General features: G+C 71.6%; 19 protein-coding genes and 1 pseudogene. 9 read left to right on the top strand and 11 right to left on the bottom strand.

All coding sequences use genetic code 11. The features are described from left to right. Positions 1-10: 10 nt before the first annotated feature. Positions 11-766, top strand: coding sequence for an arylamine N-acetyltransferase family protein (locus AC156L_RS05075; RefSeq protein WP_330878865.1), 756 nt, complete (start codon positions 11-13; stop codon positions 764-766). Here AC156L_RS05075 and AC156L_RS05080 read toward each other — a convergent pair. Continuing rightward, entirely contained in the window at positions 697-1455 is a 759-nt protein-coding gene (locus AC156L_RS05080; RefSeq protein ID WP_330878864.1) for a DUF72 domain-containing protein, read from the bottom strand. The genes AC156L_RS05075 and AC156L_RS05080 overlap by 70 nt on opposite strands. A gap of 107 nt (positions 1456-1562) precedes the next feature. Between AC156L_RS05080 and AC156L_RS05085 the strand changes: the two genes are divergently transcribed. Genes AC156L_RS05085 through AC156L_RS05095 form a run of 3 tightly spaced genes read left to right on the top strand, consistent with a single transcriptional unit; the run spans position 1563 to position 2623 of the window. After that, a complete protein-coding gene (locus AC156L_RS05085) occupies positions 1563-1913 on the top strand; it encodes a hypothetical protein (RefSeq protein ID WP_330878863.1) in 351 nt (116 codons plus the stop codon). A gap of 33 nt (positions 1914-1946) precedes the next feature. Next, complete coding sequence (locus AC156L_RS05090) at positions 1947-2231, top strand: type II toxin-antitoxin system Phd/YefM family antitoxin (protein WP_330878862.1); 285 nt, start codon at positions 1947-1949, stop codon at positions 2229-2231. Beyond that, positions 2219-2623, top strand: coding sequence for a type II toxin-antitoxin system VapC family toxin (locus AC156L_RS05095; RefSeq protein WP_330878861.1), 405 nt, complete (start codon positions 2219-2221; stop codon positions 2621-2623). Before AC156L_RS05090 ends, AC156L_RS05095 begins: the two co-directional genes overlap by 13 nt. Before the next feature lie 12 nt (positions 2624-2635). Here the strand turns inward: AC156L_RS05095 and AC156L_RS05100 are convergent, their stop codons facing one another. Then, entirely contained in the window at positions 2636-3037 is a 402-nt protein-coding gene (locus tag AC156L_RS05100) for a hypothetical protein (RefSeq protein ID WP_330878860.1), read from the bottom strand. Positions 3038-3298: 261 nt separating this feature from the next. Here AC156L_RS05100 and AC156L_RS05105 point away from each other — a divergent pair, with 261 nt between their 5' ends. Continuing rightward, complete coding sequence (locus AC156L_RS05105) at positions 3299-3925, top strand: hypothetical protein (RefSeq protein ID WP_330878859.1); 627 nt, start codon at positions 3299-3301, stop codon at positions 3923-3925. A gap of 61 nt (positions 3926-3986) precedes the next feature. Here the strand turns inward: AC156L_RS05105 and AC156L_RS05110 are convergent, their stop codons facing one another. The 4 genes from AC156L_RS05110 to AC156L_RS05125 all read right to left on the bottom strand — a co-directional run bounded on the left by AC156L_RS05110 (position 3987) and on the right by AC156L_RS05125 (position 8845). Beyond that, a complete protein-coding gene (locus AC156L_RS05110) occupies positions 3987-6095 on the bottom strand; it encodes a 3-hydroxyacyl-CoA dehydrogenase NAD-binding domain-containing protein (RefSeq protein ID WP_330878858.1) in 2109 nt (702 codons plus the stop codon). Beyond that, a complete protein-coding gene (locus AC156L_RS05115) occupies positions 6092-7336 on the bottom strand; it encodes a thiolase family protein (RefSeq protein WP_330878857.1) in 1245 nt (414 codons plus the stop codon). The genes AC156L_RS05110 and AC156L_RS05115 overlap by 4 nt, the downstream gene beginning before the upstream one ends. A gap of 139 nt (positions 7337-7475) precedes the next feature. Then, complete coding sequence (locus AC156L_RS05120; RefSeq protein WP_330878856.1) at positions 7476-7916, bottom strand: ABA4-like family protein; 441 nt, start codon at positions 7914-7916, stop codon at positions 7476-7478. After that, positions 7913-8845, bottom strand: a complete 933-nt coding sequence (locus AC156L_RS05125) for a hypothetical protein (protein ID WP_330878854.1) — start codon at positions 8843-8845, stop codon at positions 7913-7915. The genes AC156L_RS05120 and AC156L_RS05125 overlap by 4 nt, the downstream gene beginning before the upstream one ends. A gap of 102 nt (positions 8846-8947) precedes the next feature. On the opposite strand from AC156L_RS05125, the gene AC156L_RS05130 reads away from it, so the two are divergent. Then, the gene (locus tag AC156L_RS05130; RefSeq protein WP_330878853.1) at positions 8948-9553 is read left to right on the top strand and encodes a MerR family transcriptional regulator; all 606 of its coding nucleotides are present in this window, start codon (positions 8948-8950) and stop codon (positions 9551-9553) included. A gap of 10 nt (positions 9554-9563) precedes the next feature. Here AC156L_RS05130 and AC156L_RS05135 read toward each other — a convergent pair whose 3' ends face one another. The 3 genes from AC156L_RS05135 to AC156L_RS05145 form a co-directional block, all read right to left on the bottom strand. Further along, complete coding sequence (locus tag AC156L_RS05135) at positions 9564-9785, bottom strand: hypothetical protein (RefSeq protein ID WP_330878852.1); 222 nt, start codon at positions 9783-9785, stop codon at positions 9564-9566. 116 nt (positions 9786-9901) lie between these two features. Then, complete coding sequence (locus AC156L_RS05140; protein WP_330878851.1) at positions 9902-11155, bottom strand: ribonuclease D; 1254 nt, start codon at positions 11153-11155, stop codon at positions 9902-9904. A gap of 67 nt (positions 11156-11222) precedes the next feature. Continuing rightward, positions 11223-11939, bottom strand: coding sequence for a response regulator (locus tag AC156L_RS05145; RefSeq protein ID WP_015099292.1), 717 nt, complete (start codon positions 11937-11939; stop codon positions 11223-11225). 253 nt (positions 11940-12192) lie between these two features. Between AC156L_RS05145 and AC156L_RS05150 the strand changes: the two genes are divergently transcribed. Then, positions 12193-13353: a dipeptidase gene (locus AC156L_RS05150; RefSeq protein ID WP_330878850.1), complete on the top strand. Its 1161-nt coding sequence runs from the start codon at positions 12193-12195 to the stop codon at positions 13351-13353. Positions 13354-13964: 611 nt separating this feature from the next. Here AC156L_RS05150 and AC156L_RS05155 read toward each other — a convergent pair. Then, positions 13965-14528: a DUF3000 domain-containing protein gene (locus tag AC156L_RS05155; RefSeq protein ID WP_330878849.1), complete on the bottom strand. Its 564-nt coding sequence runs from the start codon at positions 14526-14528 to the stop codon at positions 13965-13967. A 102-nt stretch (positions 14529-14630) separates the two neighbouring features. Between AC156L_RS05155 and hemE the strand changes: the two genes are divergently transcribed. Together hemE and hemG are read left to right on the top strand one after the other, a co-directional pair. After that, positions 14631-15677, top strand: a complete 1047-nt coding sequence (gene hemE / locus AC156L_RS05160; protein ID WP_330878848.1) for a uroporphyrinogen decarboxylase — start codon at positions 14631-14633, stop codon at positions 15675-15677. After that, positions 15674-17095, top strand: a complete 1422-nt coding sequence (gene hemG / locus AC156L_RS05165; RefSeq protein WP_330878847.1) for a protoporphyrinogen oxidase — start codon at positions 15674-15676, stop codon at positions 17093-17095. Before hemE ends, hemG begins: the two co-directional genes overlap by 4 nt. Positions 17096-17135: 40 nt before the next feature. Here the strand turns inward: hemG and AC156L_RS05170 are convergent. Beyond that, a pseudogene (locus tag AC156L_RS05170) lies at positions 17136-18695 on the bottom strand (hypothetical protein); the annotation flags it as partial.

The following is an 18695-nucleotide window of genomic DNA, read 5'->3' on the forward strand; positions in this document are numbered from 1 at the left end:
AGCTCAGGCCATGACGCCGGAAGCGGTCGACGCGTACCTGTCCAGGATCGGCGCGGCGCGGACCGCGCCCGTGGCGGACCTCCAGGAGCTGCACCTGCGCGCCGTCCCGTTCGAGAACCTGGGCATCCACCTGGGCGAGCGGATCGTGCTCGACGAGGACGCGCTGGTGGCCAAGATCGTCGAACGGCGGCGCGGCGGCTTCTGCTACGAGCTCAACGGGGCCTTCGCCGCGCTGCTGCGCGCGCTCGGCCACGAGGTCGAGTTCCTGGCCGCCAGGGTCCACCCGGGCGACGCGCTGACCGCCCCGTTCGAGCACGTGGCGCTGCGCGTCGACGGCGCCCTGGTCGACGTCGGCTTCGGCGAGTTCGCGTTCCGCCCGCTGCGCCTGGACGTCCGCACCGACCAGACCGACCCCGCGGGCACGTTCCGGGTGGTCGACGCCGACGGCGGCGACGTGGACGTGCTGATGGACGGAGAGCCGCGGTACCGCCTCGAACAGCGCCCCAGGTCCCTGTCCGACTTCGGTCCGATGTGCTGGTACCAGCAGACCTCGCCCGACTCCCGGTTCACCCGCGGCCCGCTCGCGTCCCTGCCGACCGCCACCGGGCGGGTCACGGTCAGCGGCAACCGGCTGATCACCACCGAGGGCGGCCGGAAGTCCGAGCGCGAGCTGACCGGCGCGGAGCTGCTGGACGCCTACCGCGGCCTGTTCGGCATCGGGCTCGACGCGCTGCCGACCCTGTCCGCCAGGGCCATCGCGTTGTAGGGCGCCGCACCGCTCAGCGTGTTGTCGAAGTACACGAACACGTCCCGGTCCTCCGCCAGCTCGCGGACCTCGCCCGCCCAGCGGTCCAGCTCGGCGGGACCGTAGGCGCTCACGTACAGCTCGCCAGCCCCGTGCAGGCGCAGGTAGGCGAAGTCGGCGGTGAGCTCGTCGAGCACGGGGAACCGGCCAGCCGAGTCCGCGAGGACGACGGCGACACCCCGCTCGCGCAGCAGGCCGAGGAACTCGGGGTCGGCGAAGCTCGGGTGGCGCACCTCGACGGCGTGCCGGACGTCCCGCGGCAGCGCGTCGAGGAAGGCGGTCACGCGCTCGGGCTTGAACGGCAGCCACGGCGGCAGCTGCCAGAGGACCGGGCCGAGCTTGGCGCCCAGCTCGTGGACGCCGGAGGCGAAGAACGCCGTGAGGTCGTCCCCGACGTCGCGCAGGCGCTTGTCGTGGGTGACGGTCTTCGGGCCCTTCACGGCGAGCACGAAGTCGTCCGGCGTGCGGGCCGCCCACGAGCGGTAGTGCTTCGGCTGCCGCGGCCCGTAGAACGTGCTGTTGAGCTCCAGGGAGTTGACCCGCTCGGCCAGGTGCTCCAGCTCCCGCCCCCGCGCCAGGCCCCTGGGGTAGAAGGCTCCGCGCCACTCCGGGTAGGTCCAGCCGGAGGTGCCGATCCTGATGTCGCCCACGGTCGCGGTGATTCCCGGTTCGCGCGTGATCGAAACAACAGTGGCAGGCCGCGTGGATGGGGGTAACACGGAAGGAGCAACCCCGTGCGCCGAAAGCGAGAACCACCATGACCAGCACCCTCAGCCGCCGCCCCACCCTCGACGACGACCGCGCCGCGCTGGTCGACTCCGTCGAGGCGCTGCTGACCGTCCAGCCCGACCTGCTGGCCGCCGGCGGCACCGTGGCGGTGCTGCGCGGGTTCGACCGGGCGAGCCGGGAGGCTCGGGACGCGGTCACGGCGGTCGTGCGCGCGCACGGCGGGCGGGTGCTGGACCTGACCGTGGCCTCGTGCGCGGGCGGGGTGGCGGACTGGCCCTCGGCGGACCTCGTGGTGGCCGTGAGCCGTTCCACGGTGGAGACCGCGGAACGGGTCGCGACGACGTGGGACGTGCCCCTGCTGGCTGTAGCACCTCTGTAGCGCAATTCGGCCCAAAAGCGCTACGCTGGGCGTGTGAAGACGGCCATCGGGCAGCGGGAACTGCGCAACGACAACGCCGAGATCATGCGGCGCGTCGAGGCGGGGGAGGCGTTCGTGGTGACCCGCAACGGGCGCCCGGTCGCCGACCTCGTGCCGCACACCGCCGAGGCGGACGGGCCGCGGCGGACCCTGGGCGAGGTGCAGGCCGGGTTCCGCACGCTGCCCCCCGTGGACGCCGCCCGCTGGGACGCCGACCGGCTGGCCGACGACCGGGTCTTCGGCGCGGACGACCCCCTGGAAGACGCGTGGCGCGGGTGACCGACCGGATCCTGCTCGACACGTGCGTGGTGATCAGGCTGGAGGAGATCGACTTCGGCGACCTCGTGGACGCCGAACCCGCGATCAGCGCCGTCACGGTCGCCGAACTGGCCTACGGCCTCGACGTCGACGACCCGGTGGAGCGCTTCGCCCGCACCGAGCGGTACTACGCCGCCCTGGAGGCGTTCGAGGTGCTGCCGTTCGACACGGCCGCGGCGAAGGTCTACGGCACGCTGGCCGCCCTGGTCCGGCGCAGCGGTCGCAGCGCCCGGCCGCGGCGGATGGACCTCCAGATCGCCGCCACGGCCGCCGCGAACGGCATGCCGGTGCTCACGCGGAACGTCAAGGACTTCATCGGGTTGGAACGCGCGGTGAAGGTCCTCGCGGTCTGAGCGCGCCCCGCCTCACAGCCCCGCGCGGTCCAGCGCGCTGCCGATGACGTGCCGCACGGCCGCGTCGCTCGGGTCGGCGGCGAGCGCGGCGGCGCACGGGCACCCGCCGAGGTCGCGGCCCGCCTCGGCGCACAGGTAGACGCCGAGCACCCGCAGGTTGCGGGCGGTGTGCCGCAGCCGCACCACGCCCTTGAACGGCACCCGGCAGTGCACCGCCTTCGCGATGTCGAACGTGGCGTCCGGCCGGGGCTCCACGGTGACCTGGGTGTCCAGTTCCTCCGCCAGTTCGGCGACCCGGTGGCACGAGGTGCGTTCGACCAGCCGCGGGTCGATGCGGGCGACCAGCCGCACGCGCACCTCGTCGCGCCAGCCCGTGTCCGCGTCGAGGAACTCGGCGAACTCGTCCAGGCGCACCGGGTCGGGTTTCCGGGATCGTCGTCGGCGGACTCTGCGGCGGTGTGTGTCCATGTGACGAGAATCAGCCGGCGGGACCCGGCCACCACCCCTCTCACCCGGCTGACGCGCCGCTGTGACTCGGCCGTACCAACCGCCGTCACCCGCCGATCCCGAACGCTCCTCATTGCTCACCCGGACGAGGCGGTCACGCTCGGTCGGCGACCGCTGACCGGGCGAAGTCGAGGTAACGGGGAATCATTCGCCGTCGATAATGGGTGCATGACAGACGGCTTCACGTTGGCGGATCGGATCGTGGCGCTGCTGGGCCACTTCCCCAACGGGCTCACCGACGCGCAGATCGCGTCGCAGTTGCGCGTCGTCCACGACCAGGTCAACTCGCGCTGCCGCACGCTGGCCGACGCGGGCATCCTGCACCGCGACGACTTCGGCCGACCGGTGATGAACAGCCTCGTCACCGAACTGCCGCGCGCGGACATCAGGCGCAGCGCCGCGCACGAGTGGCACTGGGAGGGCAACGTCCTCGCGGAGCTGGTCCGCTACTTCGAGATGGACGGCTGGGTCTTCCTGCGGGGCGACCGGATCATGGCGCAGCGCGGCGGGAGGCTCCTGCACGTGGAGTCCCGCGGCTTCCCGACGAAGAGGTCCACATCGGACTCGAACCCGCCGCACCCCATGGAGCAGGCCGAGCGCTGGTACGCCGACGCGCTGCTGAAGGTGCTGCGGCTGCGCCAGGACTGCCCGGACGACATCGTCGGCATCGGCCTGCCGGACTTCGTCTGCTACCGCGAACTGCTCGCCGACACCGCGAACGCCTTGAAGGCCATGCGCATCGACGTGTACCTGGTCCGCGCGGGCGGCTGCGTGGACGCGCTCTCGATCCACTAGGCACGACGACGACGGCGCCCGACCCCCGTGAGGGGACCGGGCGCCGTCGTCGTCGGAACCCCTACGCGGGCAGTGACGCCACGCCGGGCTCCAGGAAGCGCTTGCCCGTGACCTTCTCCGAGATGCCCTCCCGGTCGAGGTACGGGGTGATGCCGCCCAGCCAGAACGGCCAGCCCGCGCCGAGGATCATGCAGAGGTCGATGTCCTTCGCCTCGGCGACGACGCCCTCGTCCAGCATGAGCCGGATCTCCTCGGCCATGCCCTCCAGCGCGCGCGCCTTGACCTGGTCGGCCGTCAGCGCGTGGTCGCCGAACTCCCAGAGCGCGGCGACCTCGGGGTCGACGGTCTGGTTGCCCTGCGCGTCCCACTGCCACACCGCGGTCTTGCCCGCCGCGACGAACCTCGACAGGTTCGGGCTCACGCTGAAGCGGTCCGGGAACGCGTGGTGCATCGTCTCGGACACGTGCAGCGCGACGGCGGAACCGACGAGCTGCAACAGGATCAGCGGCGACATCGGCAGGCCGAGCGGCTCGGTCGCCTTGTCGGCCACCTCGAACGGCGTGCCCTCGTCGATGGACTTCACGACCTCGCCCATGAAGCGGGTGAGGAGGCGGTTCACGACGAACGACGGCGCGTCCTTGACGAGCACGCAGGACTTCTTCAGCTGCTTGCCGACCGAGAACGCGGTGGCCAGCGTGGCGTCGTCGGTCTGCTCGGCGCGCACGACCTCCACCAGCGGCATGACCGCGACCGGGTTGAAGAAGTGGAAGCCCACGACCCGCTCGGGGTGCGCCAGCTTCGACGCCATGTCCGTGATGGACAGCGACGACGTGTTGGTGGCGAGGATCGCCTCCGGCGACACGTGCGCCTCGACCTCGGCGAACACCTGCTGCTTCACCGCGAGGTCCTCGAACACGGCCTCGATGACGAAGTCCGCGTCGGCGAACGCCGCCTTGTCCAGCGAGCCGGTCACGAGCGCCTTGAGGCGGTTCGCCTCGTCCGGCGACACGCGCTTCTTGCCCAGCAGCTTGTCGACCTCGGTGTGGACGTAGCCGACACCCTTGTCCAGACGGGACTGGTCGACGTCGGTCAGCACGACCGGCACGTGCAGGCGGCGCGCGAACAGCAGCGCCATCTGCGACGCCATCAGACCGGCGCCCACGACGCCGACCTTGGTGACCTTGCGCGCGAGCGCCTTGTCCGGCGCGCCCGCGGGCTTCTTCGCCCGCTTCTGCACCAGGCCGAACGCGTACAGGCTCGACCGCAGCGTGTCGGTCATCAGCACGTCGGTCATGAACCTGGTCTCGGCGTCGTAGCCGCGGTCCAGGTCGTTCTCGCGCGCCAGCTCCAGCAGCTCCAGCGCCTTCAGCGCGCCGGGCGAGGCGCCCTTGGTCTTGCCGTCCACGATGGCCTTCGCGCGCGCCACGGCGGCGTCCCAGCCCGCACCGCGGTCGATCTCCTTGCGCGGCACGGTGATCTCACCGGCGAGCACCTTCGCCATCCAGGCGAACGACTGCTCCAGGTAGTCGGCCGAGTCGAGGACGACGTCCACGACGCCGAGGTCCGCGGCCTGCGCGGGCTTGAGCATCTTGTTCTGGTTCAACGCGTTCTCGAAGATCACGGTGACCGCGTCGTTCGCGCCGATCAGGTTCGGCAGCAGCTGCGTGCCGCCCCAGCCGGGGAACAGGCCGAGGAACAGCTCGGGCAGCGCCACGGCCGCGGCGTTCGACGCCAGCGTGCGGTAGTGGCACGACAGCGCCAGCTCCAGGCCGCCGCCCATGACCGCGCCGTTGACGAACGCGAAGGTCGGGATCGTCGAGTCGGTGAACCGGCGGAACGCCGCGTGGCCGATCTCGCCGATCAGGTCGGCCTCGGCGCGCTGGTCGCCGCTCACGGCGTTGAGGTCCGCGCCCACGGCGAAGATCAGCGGCTTGCCGGTGACCACGATCGCCGTGGGGTTGGCCGCCGCCGCCTCGTCGTAGGCGTTGCCCAGGCTCAGCAGGCCGCGCACGCCGAACGTGGAAGGACGGGTGTGGTCGAGGCCGTTGTCGATCGTGATGACCGCGACCTGGCCGTCGACGCCCGGCACGGTGACGAGTCGGCTGACCGCGGTGGTCACGACCTCGTCGGGGTAGCGCTCGTCGGCTTCGGCGAGGGACAGCGTGCTCACTTCGTCTCTCCCGTCCAGAGGGGGTTCTCCCAGATCACGGTGCCGCCCATGCCGATGCCGATGCACATGGAGGTGAGGCCGTAGCGCACGTCGGGGCGCTCGGCGAACTGCCGGGACAGCTGCGTCATCAGTCGCACGCCCGACGAGGCCAGCGGGTGGCCGGTCGCGATGGCGCCGCCCCACTGGTTCACGCGGGGGTCGTCGTCGGAGATGCCGAAGTGGTCGAGGAACGCCAGCACCTGCACGGCGAACGCCTCGTTGATCTCGAACAGGCCGATGTCGTCGATGGTCAGGCCCGCGCGCTGGAGGGCCTTCTCCGTCGCGGGCACCGGGCCGATGCCCATGACCTCGGGCTCGACGCCCAGGAACGAGTAGCCGACCATCCGCATGCCGACGGGGAGGCCCAGCTCGCGGGCCGTCTCCTCCTCGGCCAGGATGCAGCCGGTCGCGCCGTCGTTCAGACCGGCCGCGTTGCCCGCGGTGATCCGGCCGTGCGGGCGGAACGGGGTCTTGAGCTTCGCCAGGTCGTCCAGCGAGGTGCCGGGGCGCGGCGGCTCGTCGGCGGAGGCCAGGCCCCAGCCCTTCTCCGCGGAGCGGGTGGCCACCGGCACGAGCTCGGGGCCGATCTTGCCCGCCTTGACCGCCTCGGCGTACTTGGCCTGCGAGGCCACGGCGTACGCGTCGGTGCGGTCCTTGGTGATCTCGGGGAACCGGTCGTGCAGGTTCTCCGCGGTCTGCCCCATGACCAGCGCGGAGGTGTCCACGATCCGGTCCGCGATGAAGCGCGGGTTCGGGTCGACGCCCTCGCCCATCGGGTGGCGGCCCATGTGCTCGACACCGCCCGCGATGACCACGTCGTAGGCGCCGAACGCGATGCCGCTCGCGGCGGTCGTCACGGCCGTCATGGCGCCCGCGCACATGCGGTCCACGGAGTAGCCGGGCACGGACTTGGGCAGCCCCGCCAGCAGCGCCGCCGTGCGGCCCAGGGTCAGGCCCTGGTCGCCGATCTGCGTCGTGGCGGCGATGGCCACCTCGTCGACGCGCTCGGGCGGCAGTTCGGGGTGCCGCCGCAGCAGTTCGCGGATCACCTTGACCACCAAGTCGTCGGCGCGGGTCTCCGCGAAGATCCCCTTGGGTCCGGCCTTGCCGAACGGCGTGCGGACGCCCTCGACGAAGACCACGTTCCGAACGCCACGAGCCACGTCGTGTCCGCTCGGTGCCGGCGCTGCTGGTGCGGCCACGGCGTCTCCTCCACGTTGAGCTGACTGGAAAGTTCCACCGGCGGTCGCGGTGTGCGCGAACGCGCCGCTACCGATCGGTAACACTGACTTTAGACCTCGTTACTGGCCAGTAACCACACTGGTGGCACTGTCGATCGCGTCACACCGTAAGCGCGGGCTCCGCCCGGCGCGCCCGCAGTGCGCGAACGGGCAGGAAGAGCAGCAGTCCGATGGGTGACGCGAGGATGGTGACGAGCAGGATCGGCGCCATCACGAGCGGGTGGACTCCCAGTCCACGGCTCTGCCGGTACATCCAGCGGCCGACGAACAGGTCCCAGGCGATGAAGTGCGCCCAGCCGAGCGCGGTGCCCTCCGGTGTGCCGAGGAACTCCGCCAGCGGGCCGAGGGCGGGCGCGGACACGGCCGCCCACAGCTCGGGGAGGTTGGCGACCGCCAGCACGAGGTAGACCAGCGCGGGCGGCACGACGATCAGCGGCGAGGCGATGACCTTCTCCGTGGTGCGCCACCTCGGCGCGAGGATCATCAGCGCCCAGAACGGCACCGCGAGCAGGAACGTGGTCGAGAAGAGGACTTCGGTCATGCCGGCACCGCCGTGGTGGAGGACGTGAGCGCCCGCACGGCGCCGAGGCCGATGACGGCCAGCAGCGCGGCGAGCGCGAGGAGGGTGGGCGCGTCGGGGGCCGTGACGGCCTGACCGCGCAGCGACTGCCAGAGCGTGAGCGCGAACAGCCCCGCGTACAGCCCGGCGGCGAGCCGGACGAGCTGCGAGCGGGTGCGCCCGTCGGCGAGCCTGGGGGAGCGGATGAACCCGAGCGCCGCCGCGAACAGCGGGAGCGCCTGGAGCGCGTGCATCCCGAGGAAGTGCGGCACGCGCAGGTCGCCGCCGGTGGTGTTCCAGCCCGTCGCCGCCATCGACGGGCCGCCGTCCGGCACGCCGACGCTGTGCCCGCCGACGACGCCGGTGACGCCCTTGGAGAGGTCCTCGATCTGCTCCGGCGTGGGGACGAGCATCAGGAAGCCGACGGACAGGCCCGCGACCGAGATCAGCAGGCCGTAGCGCAGGGCGGTGCCCGCGGCCTTGTCGACGAACGTGCTGAACGCCACCAGCGCGGCGATCACCGCGGTGGAGGTCCACAGGAACATGACGCTCAGGCCCATCGCGATGAACAGGGCCCGGTCGAAGGTGGTGCTGACGTTGAAGTGGCTGTGCTGCCCGCGGGCGGCCTGCCCGACGATGATCACCATCTCGATGGTGCTGGTGACGGCGATGATCGTGCCGAGCGGCCTGCCGACCTTGCGCGCCCTGGTGGGGAGGCTGACGGCCCAGGAGAGCGTCGCCCCGTAGAGGGCGAACGAGACGGCGAACTTGAACGGCTTGAACCAGATCGGTGCGCCGTCGAGGGTGCGGTCGTCCACGAGCACCGCGAGCCCGGTCAGCGGGACGAGGGCGACCATGACGAGGGTGAAGAGCATCAACGGCGGGTGCCAGGCCAGCGCCTTGCGCAGCATCGTCGACTCCAGTTCTGGATAGTGACACTTTCTACTATCAGAAAGGTAGACTATCCATATTGGGCCGTTTGCACTAGAGGGGTGGTCGTGCGGATCTCGGAGTTGAGCAGGAAGAGCGGCGTGCCCGTGCCGACGATCAAGTACTACCTGCGTGAAGGGCTCCTGCCCTCCGGCGAGCGGACCGGTCGCAACCAGGCCGACTACGGCGACGAGCACCTGCGCAGGCTCAAGCTCGTGCGCGCGCTGATCGACATCGGCGGCCTGTCCATCGCCGCGGTCGGCGAGGTCGTCGGCGTGCTGGAGAACGCCGACGTGGTCACGCACCAGGTGCTCGGCGTCGTGCAGCGCAGCATGGGGACCGACGAGCCGCCGCCCGCCGACCGGGCGTCCCAGGACGAGGTGACCGCGCTGCTGGCCCGGCGCGGGTGGGACGGCATGGCCGACGACCCGGCGGCGCTGGCGCTGGCGGGGGTGGTGACCGCGGCCCGCAAGCTCGGGCACCACCGGTTCGCCGCGCAGCTCGACGCGTACGCCGAGGCGTCCGCCGGCATCGCGCGCCAGGACCTCGACTACGTGCTGCTGCACGCCAGGGTCGACGACGTCCTCGAAAGCATGGTGGTGGCCACCGTCCTGGGTGACGCCGCGCTCGCCGCGTTGCGCAGGCTCGCGCAGCGCGACGCCTCGGCCCGGCTCCTCGGCGGGGGGTGAGACCCGCGCGTCAGGCCGCACGGAAGGATCTGGCGCCGCGCGCCCGCGCTCTGGTCGTGGCGGGCGGGCCGTCCGGGCGTTCGGTCCGGACGACGGGGTGCTGCGCGCGGGCGAGCGCCGCGACGGGCGGCTCGACGTGCGCGGGCGGGCCGGGGTTCGGCGCGACACCCGCGGCGGCGAGCGGGACCAGGACAGGCGGCAGCGGGTGCCGCCGGATGATCGTGCTGGGCATTCCGACCTCGCAGTGCCGTGGGGGCCGACGAGGGCCCAGTGAACCGGCACCGCACCGCTCCCACTACCCCTGACCTGGGCGTTGGTCCACTCAGGTCAGGGATAGGGGTAAGCGGGTCACCCAGTAGGGGCCTGCGGGGGCTGGAGCGCCTCCGCGAGGGCGTCGACGGTCAGGTCGACCTGCCAACGCCGGGCGCCGCCGTCCAGCAGCGCCCGCTCCACCCCGGCCGGGGTGAGGTCCTCCGGGGGCTGCCAGCAGGTGCGGCGCACCAGGTCCGGCAGCAGGAGGTTCTCCACGGGCAGGGTGTTCGCCTCGGCGATGGCCGTCAGCGCCGCCCGGACCGCGGCCAACCGCAACGCCGCGGCCGGGTCCTTGTCGGACCAGCGGTTGGCGGGCGGAGGACCGTCGTGGTGCGGGGACGGCTCGGGCAACTCGGTGCGCGGCAGCGCGGCGGCGCGCTGCAAGGCGCCCAGCCACGTGCCCACCATGCGCCGCTGCGCCCGCCCGCGGAACACGGGGAGCGCGAGGAGAGCCGCCTCGTCGGCCGGACCGCGGACGGCGGCGTCGACGAGAGCGGCGTCGGGCAGCACTCGGCCGGGCGCGATGTCGCGTTCCCGAGCCACCGAATCCCTGGTCTCCCACAGCGAGCGCACCGCGGCCAGCTGCCGGGGGTTGCGGATGCGGTGGATGCCGGAGGTTCGGCGCCACGGTTCGGCACGAGGACGACTCAGCGGCGCGTTGCGCGCCGCCTCGAACTCCTGGTGCGCCCATTCGAGCTTGCCCTGGCGTTTCAGCTCCTGTTCGAGCACGTCGCGCAGCTCGATCAGGAGTTCGACGTCGAGCGCCGCGTAGTTCAGCCAGTCAGCGGGAAGGGGGCGGCGCGACCAGTCGGCCGCGCCGTGCCCCTTCTCCAGCCGGTAGCCGAGCAAGCGCTCGACGAGCGTGCCCAGAGCGACCCGTTCGAAACCGGCTAGCCTGCCCGCCAGCTCGGTGTCGAACAGGACGCTCGGATGGAGGTCGAGTTCGGCGAGGCACGGCAGGTCTTGCGACGCCGCGTGCAGCACCCACTCGGTTCCTTCCAGCGCTTCGACCAGCGGATCGAGCCGACCACCCAGGGCGATCGGATCGACCAGCACGGTTCCAGCGCCTTCCCGGCGCAGTTGCACCAGGTAGGCACGTTGCGAGTAGCGGTAGCCCGAGGCTCGCTCGGTGTCCACCGCGACCGGACCCTTCGCCCCGGCGAGAGCCGTAGCTGCTCGCCGGAGCGCTGACAGGTCGGACACCACTGGCGGAACCCCCTCTGCGGGTTCCGTCAGCGGGACCGGATCTGCTCCGGTTGGTTCGGTTGGCTCGTCGGCGGGTACGTCCACGACGGATGACCCTATGACGAACGTCCCGCTCGCGGGTGTATCAGGCCGGTTCAGTGCGTCGACCAGCTCAGCGGATCACGCCGGCACGCATGGCCAGCGCCACCATCTGAGCCCGGTCACCGGTGCCCAGCTTGCGCCCGATCCTGCTCAGGTGAGACTTCACCGTGAGCGCGGAAAGGCTGAGCGCTTCGCCGATCTCCTTGTTGCTCTGGCCATCGGCGACCAGCTGGAGGACCTCGACCTCACGCGCGGAAAGCTCCCGCGGTGTGTTGTCGGTGCCCGGAACCCTGGTGCCCGCTGCGAGCACCGGAGCCACACTCGGATCCGCGTAGACCCCGCCGTCGAGAACCCTGCGCACCCCGTCGGTGACCACCATGGGCGAGGCCGACTTCAGGAGGTACGCCTGAGCGCCCGCCTGGAAGGCCGACCGAACCGCATAGGGGTCGTCGGAGGATGCGAGGACCACGATTCGCGGCCAGCCCTGGGCACGGAGTTCCGTGACCAGGTCGATGCCGGTGCCATCCGGCAGGCCCAAGTCGAGGATCGCGAGGTCGCAAGGTCCGGTTGCCAGAGCCCGCGCCCGAGCCTCTGCAACCGATGCGGCCTCATGCACTGTCCCGGCTCCCATCTGGGTGAGCCGAGCGGATATCGCCTCCCTCAGCAGTGGGTGGTCGTCGACCACCAGCACTGAGAACAACTCTTCCCGCGGGTGCGGGACCATGTTCGCCGGCAACGAGCCGGCTGGCGTGGTACGAACGGCCTGACCTAAGCCGACGGCAGCCACGTCACTACCTCCCTGGAGTCGGTCGTGCCCCCCGACCGGCACCGGGACTTTCGGCCAATCAGCCGCGCCACTGATCGACCGAAAGTGGTGTCGTCTGGGGCAGCGTAGCCGCCCGAGAGGGTCTACGGGACGATCAATCGGGTATCTGTCCCTATCGAGTTGTGACTGGTGACCCCTTCTGTCACACGATCGGCTGACAACTGGATGGGGCCGTAACGCGAGTCTCACTCACAACGACATCTAGGAGATCCCAGTGGCGAGCAGCACAAGCCGGGACCGTGCGCAGGCACTTCTCGACCGGATCCAGCTCGCCGACGGGCACAACGACCTCCCCTGGGCGCTCCGCGACTTCTTCGAAACCGACTCAAACAGTGAAAAGTCAACGGACGACGTTTTCGCTACCGCGGCGCGCGTAGACCTGTCGGTCCGCACGCCGGAACTCCACACGGACCTCGTCCGGCTCCGCGAGGGGCGGGTGGGCCTCCAGTTCTGGTCCGTCTGGATCCCGTGCAAGCTGGCGGGTGACGGAGCGGTGACCGCCGTGTTGGAGCAGATCGAACTGGTCTACGAACTGGCCGCCCGCTACCCGGACGACCTGGCCGTCGCGACCACCGCCGCCGAGGCCGAGGCGGCGTTCGCCTCCGGCCGGATCGCGTCGCTGCTGGGCGCCGAGGGCGGGCACTCGATCAACTCGTCGCTGGGGGTGCTGCGGGCGCTGCGGCGCCTCGGCGTCCGGTACATGACGCTCACGCACAACGAGAACACCCCGTGGGCCGACTCGGCCACCGACGAGCCCGTGCACGGCGGGCTGACCGCGTTCGGCCGGGACGTGGTCAGGGAGATGAACCGGATCGGGATGCTGGTCGACCTGTCGCACGTCGCGCCCAGCACGATGCACGACGCCCTGGCGGTCACGTCCAAGCCGCTGATCTTCAGCCACTCGTCCTGCCGGGCCGTCGCCGACCACCCGCGCAACGTGCCGGACGACGTGCTCGGCAAGCTCGCAGACAACGGCGGGGTCTGCATGGTGACGTTCGTGCCGCACTTCGTGTCCCAGGCGTACGCGGAGTGGGACGCCCGGCTGAAGGACGCGATGAACGCGGCCGGGGTGAGCCACAACGACCTGGAGGCGCGCGGCGCGTTCACGCGCTCGTGGACGGGTGGCGGACAGCCGCCGCGCGTGACGCTGCGGGACGTGGTCGCGCACGTGGAGCACGCGCGGGAGGTGGCCGGGATCGACCACATCGGGCTCGGTGGCGACTACGACGGCGTGAAGGCGCTCCCGGAGGGGCTGGAGGACGTGTCGTGCTACCCGAACCTGTTCGCCGAACTGGTGGAGCGGAAGTGGAGTGAGGGGGATCTGGCGAAGCTCGCCGGGGGGAACGTGGTGAGGGTTCTGCGGGACTCGGATTGATCATGCAAATGCACGTGCATTAATACTGTGCAGTTTGGGTCGTGGGGCGGTCCTCCGCGGGGCCGTGGGTGTGGCTGTGGGTGTGGTTCGTGGGGTGCGGGTCGCTGGGCTGACCCCGATTTGTTTATCGTCTCCATGCCCGTTTTTGTTTGTCAAGGCGGGAAAGATGCCTTGACGAACAAAAACGGGCGTGATGTGTCGGGGAAATCGGGGGCGGCCGGGGGAAGGGTTGGAAGGGCGGTGGGCCCTGGTTGGGTAATGGGGATGGTTGGGGCCGGGGCCGGTTGCTCTTGTTGCGTTGGGGTTCTGAGCTGGTGTTATGTCAGGTAGTGGTGGTGGGCTGCTGCTTGGGTGGGGCTGGATCGACCGAACGTGGTCGATTTTGGTGGGGATCTGAGCCTTGAAATTAGTGATCGGGTAGGTCTGTGGGCTGCCCTTTTAGTGCGATCTGAGGCTCGCATTAGGGGTCCCTGGGTTGCATTGGCCACAGCGTGCTGGAGGCTGGCTGCGAGGTTGCCGGCTGGTGGCCCAGCATGCTGGTGGTGGCCGGCGGGTGGGCAGGGGTGTCCCAGGGTGCTGGCGGGGCTGACGCTCGGGGGTGAGTGGGCTGGCTAGGAGCCTGCTCGTTGGCCGAACATCGTCACGCCTACCGGGGGCAGGCCCACCGCTGTGGCCATGAGGTCGAAGAAGGCCGTGCCGTGCGCTGCCAGTTCCGCGTCCCGGGCCGTCCAGGAGGCGCGCAGTTCCAGGTCGTCGGTCCTTGCCGGGCCGGAGATGTCGCCGAACCTCGCCGACGACGTCTGGGTGACCGTGCCGCCCAGGGCCGTGTACGACGCGCCGGAGACCTCCAGCGACTCCGCCAGCCAGGACCAGCCCACCTCCGGCAGGAGCGGGTCAGCCGCCAGTTCCGGGTCCAGTTCGACTCGCACGTAGGCGACCAGGCGGAAGTCGCCCGCCCAGGCCTCTACGCCGTCCGGGTCGTGGAGCAGCACCAGCCTGCCTGTCGACAGTTCGTCGGACGGGCCGGTTATCTCGGCGGTCAGTGCGTAGGCCCAGGGCGCGAGGCGTTGCGGCGGGCGTACTTCGGTCAGTTCCAGCTCTGGTCGGGTTCGCACCGACTTGAGCGTCGCCACCGCCCGCCGGAACAGCTCGGGCTCCGCCGCGATTCCGGTCACGTCACCGACTGTATGCCCAAAAGCGCCACCGTTCGCGGGCGGCACGCCGAGCGGGTGGCACCGCGCCGAACCCCTTTCCCGTGGCGTGGGACGATTGGGACGATGACGAACTCCCTCCTCTCCGAAGCCCCGCTGCTGGTCGCCGCGCGCGGTGGCACGCCCTCTCGCACGCCGGTGTGGTTCATGCGCCAGGCGGGCCGTTCACTGCCGGAGTACCGCAAGCTGCGCGAGGGCACCGCGATGCTCGACGCCTGCATGGACCCGGAGATGGTCTGCGAGATCACGATGCAGCCGGTCCGCAGGCACGACGTGGACGCGGCGATCCTGTTCAGCGACATCGTCGTGCCGCTGAAGGCCGCGGGCGTCGACCTGGACATCGTTCCCGGTGTCGGGCCCGTGGTCGCGAACCCGGTGCGGACCGCGTCCGACGTGGCCGCCCTGCCCCTGCTGCGGGTCGAGCAGGTGCAGCCGGTGCTGGACGCGATCGGGCTGCTGCTCAAGGAACTGGGCGGGGTGCCGCTGATCGGGTTCGCCGGGGCTCCCTTCACGCTGGCGTCGTACCTCGTGGAGGGCGGCCCGAGCCGCAACCACGAGAAGACCAAGGCGCTCATGCACGGCGACCCCGAGCTGTGGCACCTGCTGCTCGGGAAGATCGCCGACCTGACCGCGGAGTTCCTGACCGCTCAGGTCGACGCCGGCGTGTCGGCCGTGCAGCTGTTCGACTCGTGGGCGGGCGCGCTGTCCGAGCGCGACTACCGGGAGTTCGTGCTGCCGCACTCGGCCCGCGTCCTCTCCGCGATCTCCGGCGTGCCGCGCATCCACTTCGGCGTCGGCACGGGCGAGCTGCTGCCCGCCATGCGCGAAGCGGGCGCGGACGTCGTCGGCGTCGACTGGCGCATCCCGCTGGACGTGGCCGTGCGCCGCCTCCGCGAGGCGGCCCCCGAGCTGCCGGTGCCGGTCGTGCAGGGCAACCTCGACCCGGCGCTGCTGTTCGCGGGCGTGCCCGCGCTCCAGCGCGAGGTCGAGCGGATCGTCGCCGAGGGCAGGTCCGCCGCCGGGCACATCTTCAACCTCGGGCACGGCGTGCTGCCGGACACCGACCCGGAGATGATCACCAAGGCGGTCGAGCTGGTGCACGCCGCCGGATGAGACCACTCCACGTCGCGGTGATCGGGGGCGGGGTCTCCGGTCTGGCCGCGGCGCACCGGCTCCGCAAGCTGCTCGGCCCGCGGGCCGTGATCACGGTCGTCGAGCAGTCGGACCGCCTCGGCGGCAAGCTGCGCACGGTCGAGCTGGCCGGGCACGCCTACGACGTCGGCACCGAGGCGTTCCTGGTGCGCAGGCCCGAAGCGGCCGAGCTGATCCTGGAACTGGGCATCTCGGCGTCCGTGGTGCACCCGACCGGGGTCCCCGCGACCATCCGCGCGGGCGGTCACGTCCGGCCCATCCCGGCGCACACCCTCATGGGCGTGCCCGCGTCGGCCGAGGCCGTGCGGTCCGTGCTGTCCGACGAGGGGTACAGCCGCGTCGCGGCCGAGCCCGCGCTGCCGCCGATCCACCTCGACGGCGCGGACGTCGCCGTCGGCACGCTGCTGCACGAGCGGTTCGGGCCCGAGGTCGGCGCGCGGCTGGTCGGTCCGCTGCTCGGCGGTGTCTACGCGGGCAGCCCGAAGTCGCTGGGGCTGCGGGCGACCATGCCGCAGCTCGCGACGGCCCTGGACTCCGGGATCGGGTCGCTGCTCGCGGCCGCCGCCACGACGATGCCCGCGCCGCCGCAGGCCCGCGCGAAGCGCCCGCCGGTGTTCGGCACGCTCTCCGGCGGGCTGAGCACCCTGGTCGACGCGCTGGAGAGGGCCGCGGCCCCCGACGTCCGCTTCGGGCTGCCGGTGCGGGCGCTGGCCTGGCGCGACGTCGGCTGGCGGCTGGAGATCGGGTCGGCGGCGTCGCCGGAGTACCTCGACGTGGACGGGATCGTGCTCGCCGTGCCCGCGCCGTCGGCGCGCAAGCTCCTCGCCGACGTGGCTCCCGCCGCGGCGAAGCGGTACGCGGAGATCGACGTCGCCTCGATGGCCGTCATCGCCATGGCCCTCCCGCCCGGCACGGAACTGCCCGAGCGGTCCGGTGTGCTGATCGCCGAGGGCGAGCGGTACCGGGACACGACGCCGTTCACCGCCAAGGCCTTCACGTTCTCCAGCCGCAAGTGGGCGCACCTGGACGACGGTCCGCTGCTGGTGCGCGGGTCGGTCGGCCGCTTCGGCCAGACCGCGCTGCTCCAGCGCTCCGACGCCGACCTGGTGAAGGTCGTGCGAGCGGACCTCGCCGAGCTGACCGGCATCACCGCCGCGCCGATCGACACCGTCGTGACCCGGTGGGGAGGTGGCCTGCCGCAGTACGGCGTCGGCCACCTCGACCTGGTGTCCGGCATCGAGCACGCCGTGGCGGAACTGCCGGGTGTCGCCGTGGCCGGTGCTTCGCTGCACGGCGTGGGCGTGCCCGCGTGCATCGCGACGGCCGACGCCGCCGCCGCACGGGTCGCCGCCCACCTCCTCGGCCGCGTCCGCCGGTGAGCGGGCTCGTGGCGGGCGAACGCCACGAGCCCGCCGCCCGTCAGCCGCCCGCGATCCTGTAGGCGCGGATCACGGTGTTCTCGACGGTGTTGCCCCTGCTGTCGGTGGCCTTGGCCCGCAGTGAGGCGTAGCTGCCCGCGGGGCCGTTGTGGACCAGGGCGGACCTGCCGATGACGGGGGCGCGCCGCCAGGTCTTGCCGTCGTCGAACGAGACGTCGACGGCGATCCGGTTGATCCGTCCGTTGTCGGCGCCGGGGTTCTGCTGGACGACCAGGGGCACCGCGAACGTGCGATCGGCGGGGGCGGTGTTCCCCCCGGCGAGGTCGGGGCGGAAGCGGATGATCGACATCGGGAGAGGGGTGTACCGCGTCCCCACCTCCGCCGAGCGGAACGTCCACGTGCCGCTGACCCCGGTGCTGAACTCGGACACGCCGCTGCGGGTCGCCTCGACCTCCAGCCGGTAGGCCGCCGCGGGCGGCGACACGTCGCCCCGGAGGTTGCCCGGTTCGGTGCTCTCGCCGATCTTCACGCCGTCGCGGAAGAGCGTCGTCCTGGCGCTGTCGAACGTCGAGTAGCCCGCGCCGCCCGTGCTGTCGCCGAACATCGGCACCGTGACGCGGATGGTCGAACCGCTCCTGCCCAGCGCGTGGGCGAACCCGTCCAGCGCGGGGCCGACCACCGCGTGGCCGGGCAGGTTGTCGTAGTGCTCGCCCGCTCGGAACTCCCGCGGCGGCGTGTTCTGCTCCGCCTCGGTGGTGTTCCCGAAGAGCTGTTCGTGCGTTGAGATCCACGTGACGCCGTCACCGGCGACGTGGTCGGTCGCGGTGCCGGACGCGCCGACGGGTGCCCGCCACGCGAACCCGAGGGCGCCGAGGGAGTCGACCGGGCTCAGCGCGAGGACGTGCTCGCGGCCCTCGGGACTCGGTCCGACGGTGGTCTTGACCTCGGCGAAGTCCTTCTTGCCCAGATCGCGGACCAAGCCGGTGGGCATCTCGCCCCGCCACGCCGAAGCGAACCGGTAGTTGACCGGCACGTCGCCCACGGGCGTGCCCTGCCACTGGACGCCGATCCGCGAGGCCATCCGGTTCGGTGCGGCGTCCTCGCCGATCTGGCCGGTCAGTGGTTCGTAGGTGTCGGGCAGCGCCTTGCTGTGGCCGGTGGTGCCGGTCGCCGTCGGCCAGGTCGCGCCGACGTCGCTGAGCTGGACCACGGCGGTCGGCTCCGGGACGGACACCTCGACGGGCTTGGCGGTCCGCGCGTCGGCGTCGACGACGGTGTCCTCGTCCACCGTCAGCTTCGGGGCAGCCAGGAGCGCGTACCTCTTCCCCGTCGGGACGGTGCTCCACGCGTAGTAGTCGCCCTTGGGCACCCGGACCTGGCTGCTCCCGTCGTCCTCGGCCAGGTAGTACGCCTTCGAACCGCCGATCTGACCGAGGAAGGTCTCGCCGGTCGCGGAGGGGGCGCCGTCGAGGTCGGTGTGGTTGACGGTGACGGTGTAGCTCTCGACCTCGCGGGCGATCGAGAGCGGGGTGCGCACGGCTCCGGTGCTCGACGTGGCGACCACCGTGCCGGTGTACGCGCCGTCGAGCGTGCCGATCCT

This window comes from Umezawaea sp. (assembly GCF_057122925.1).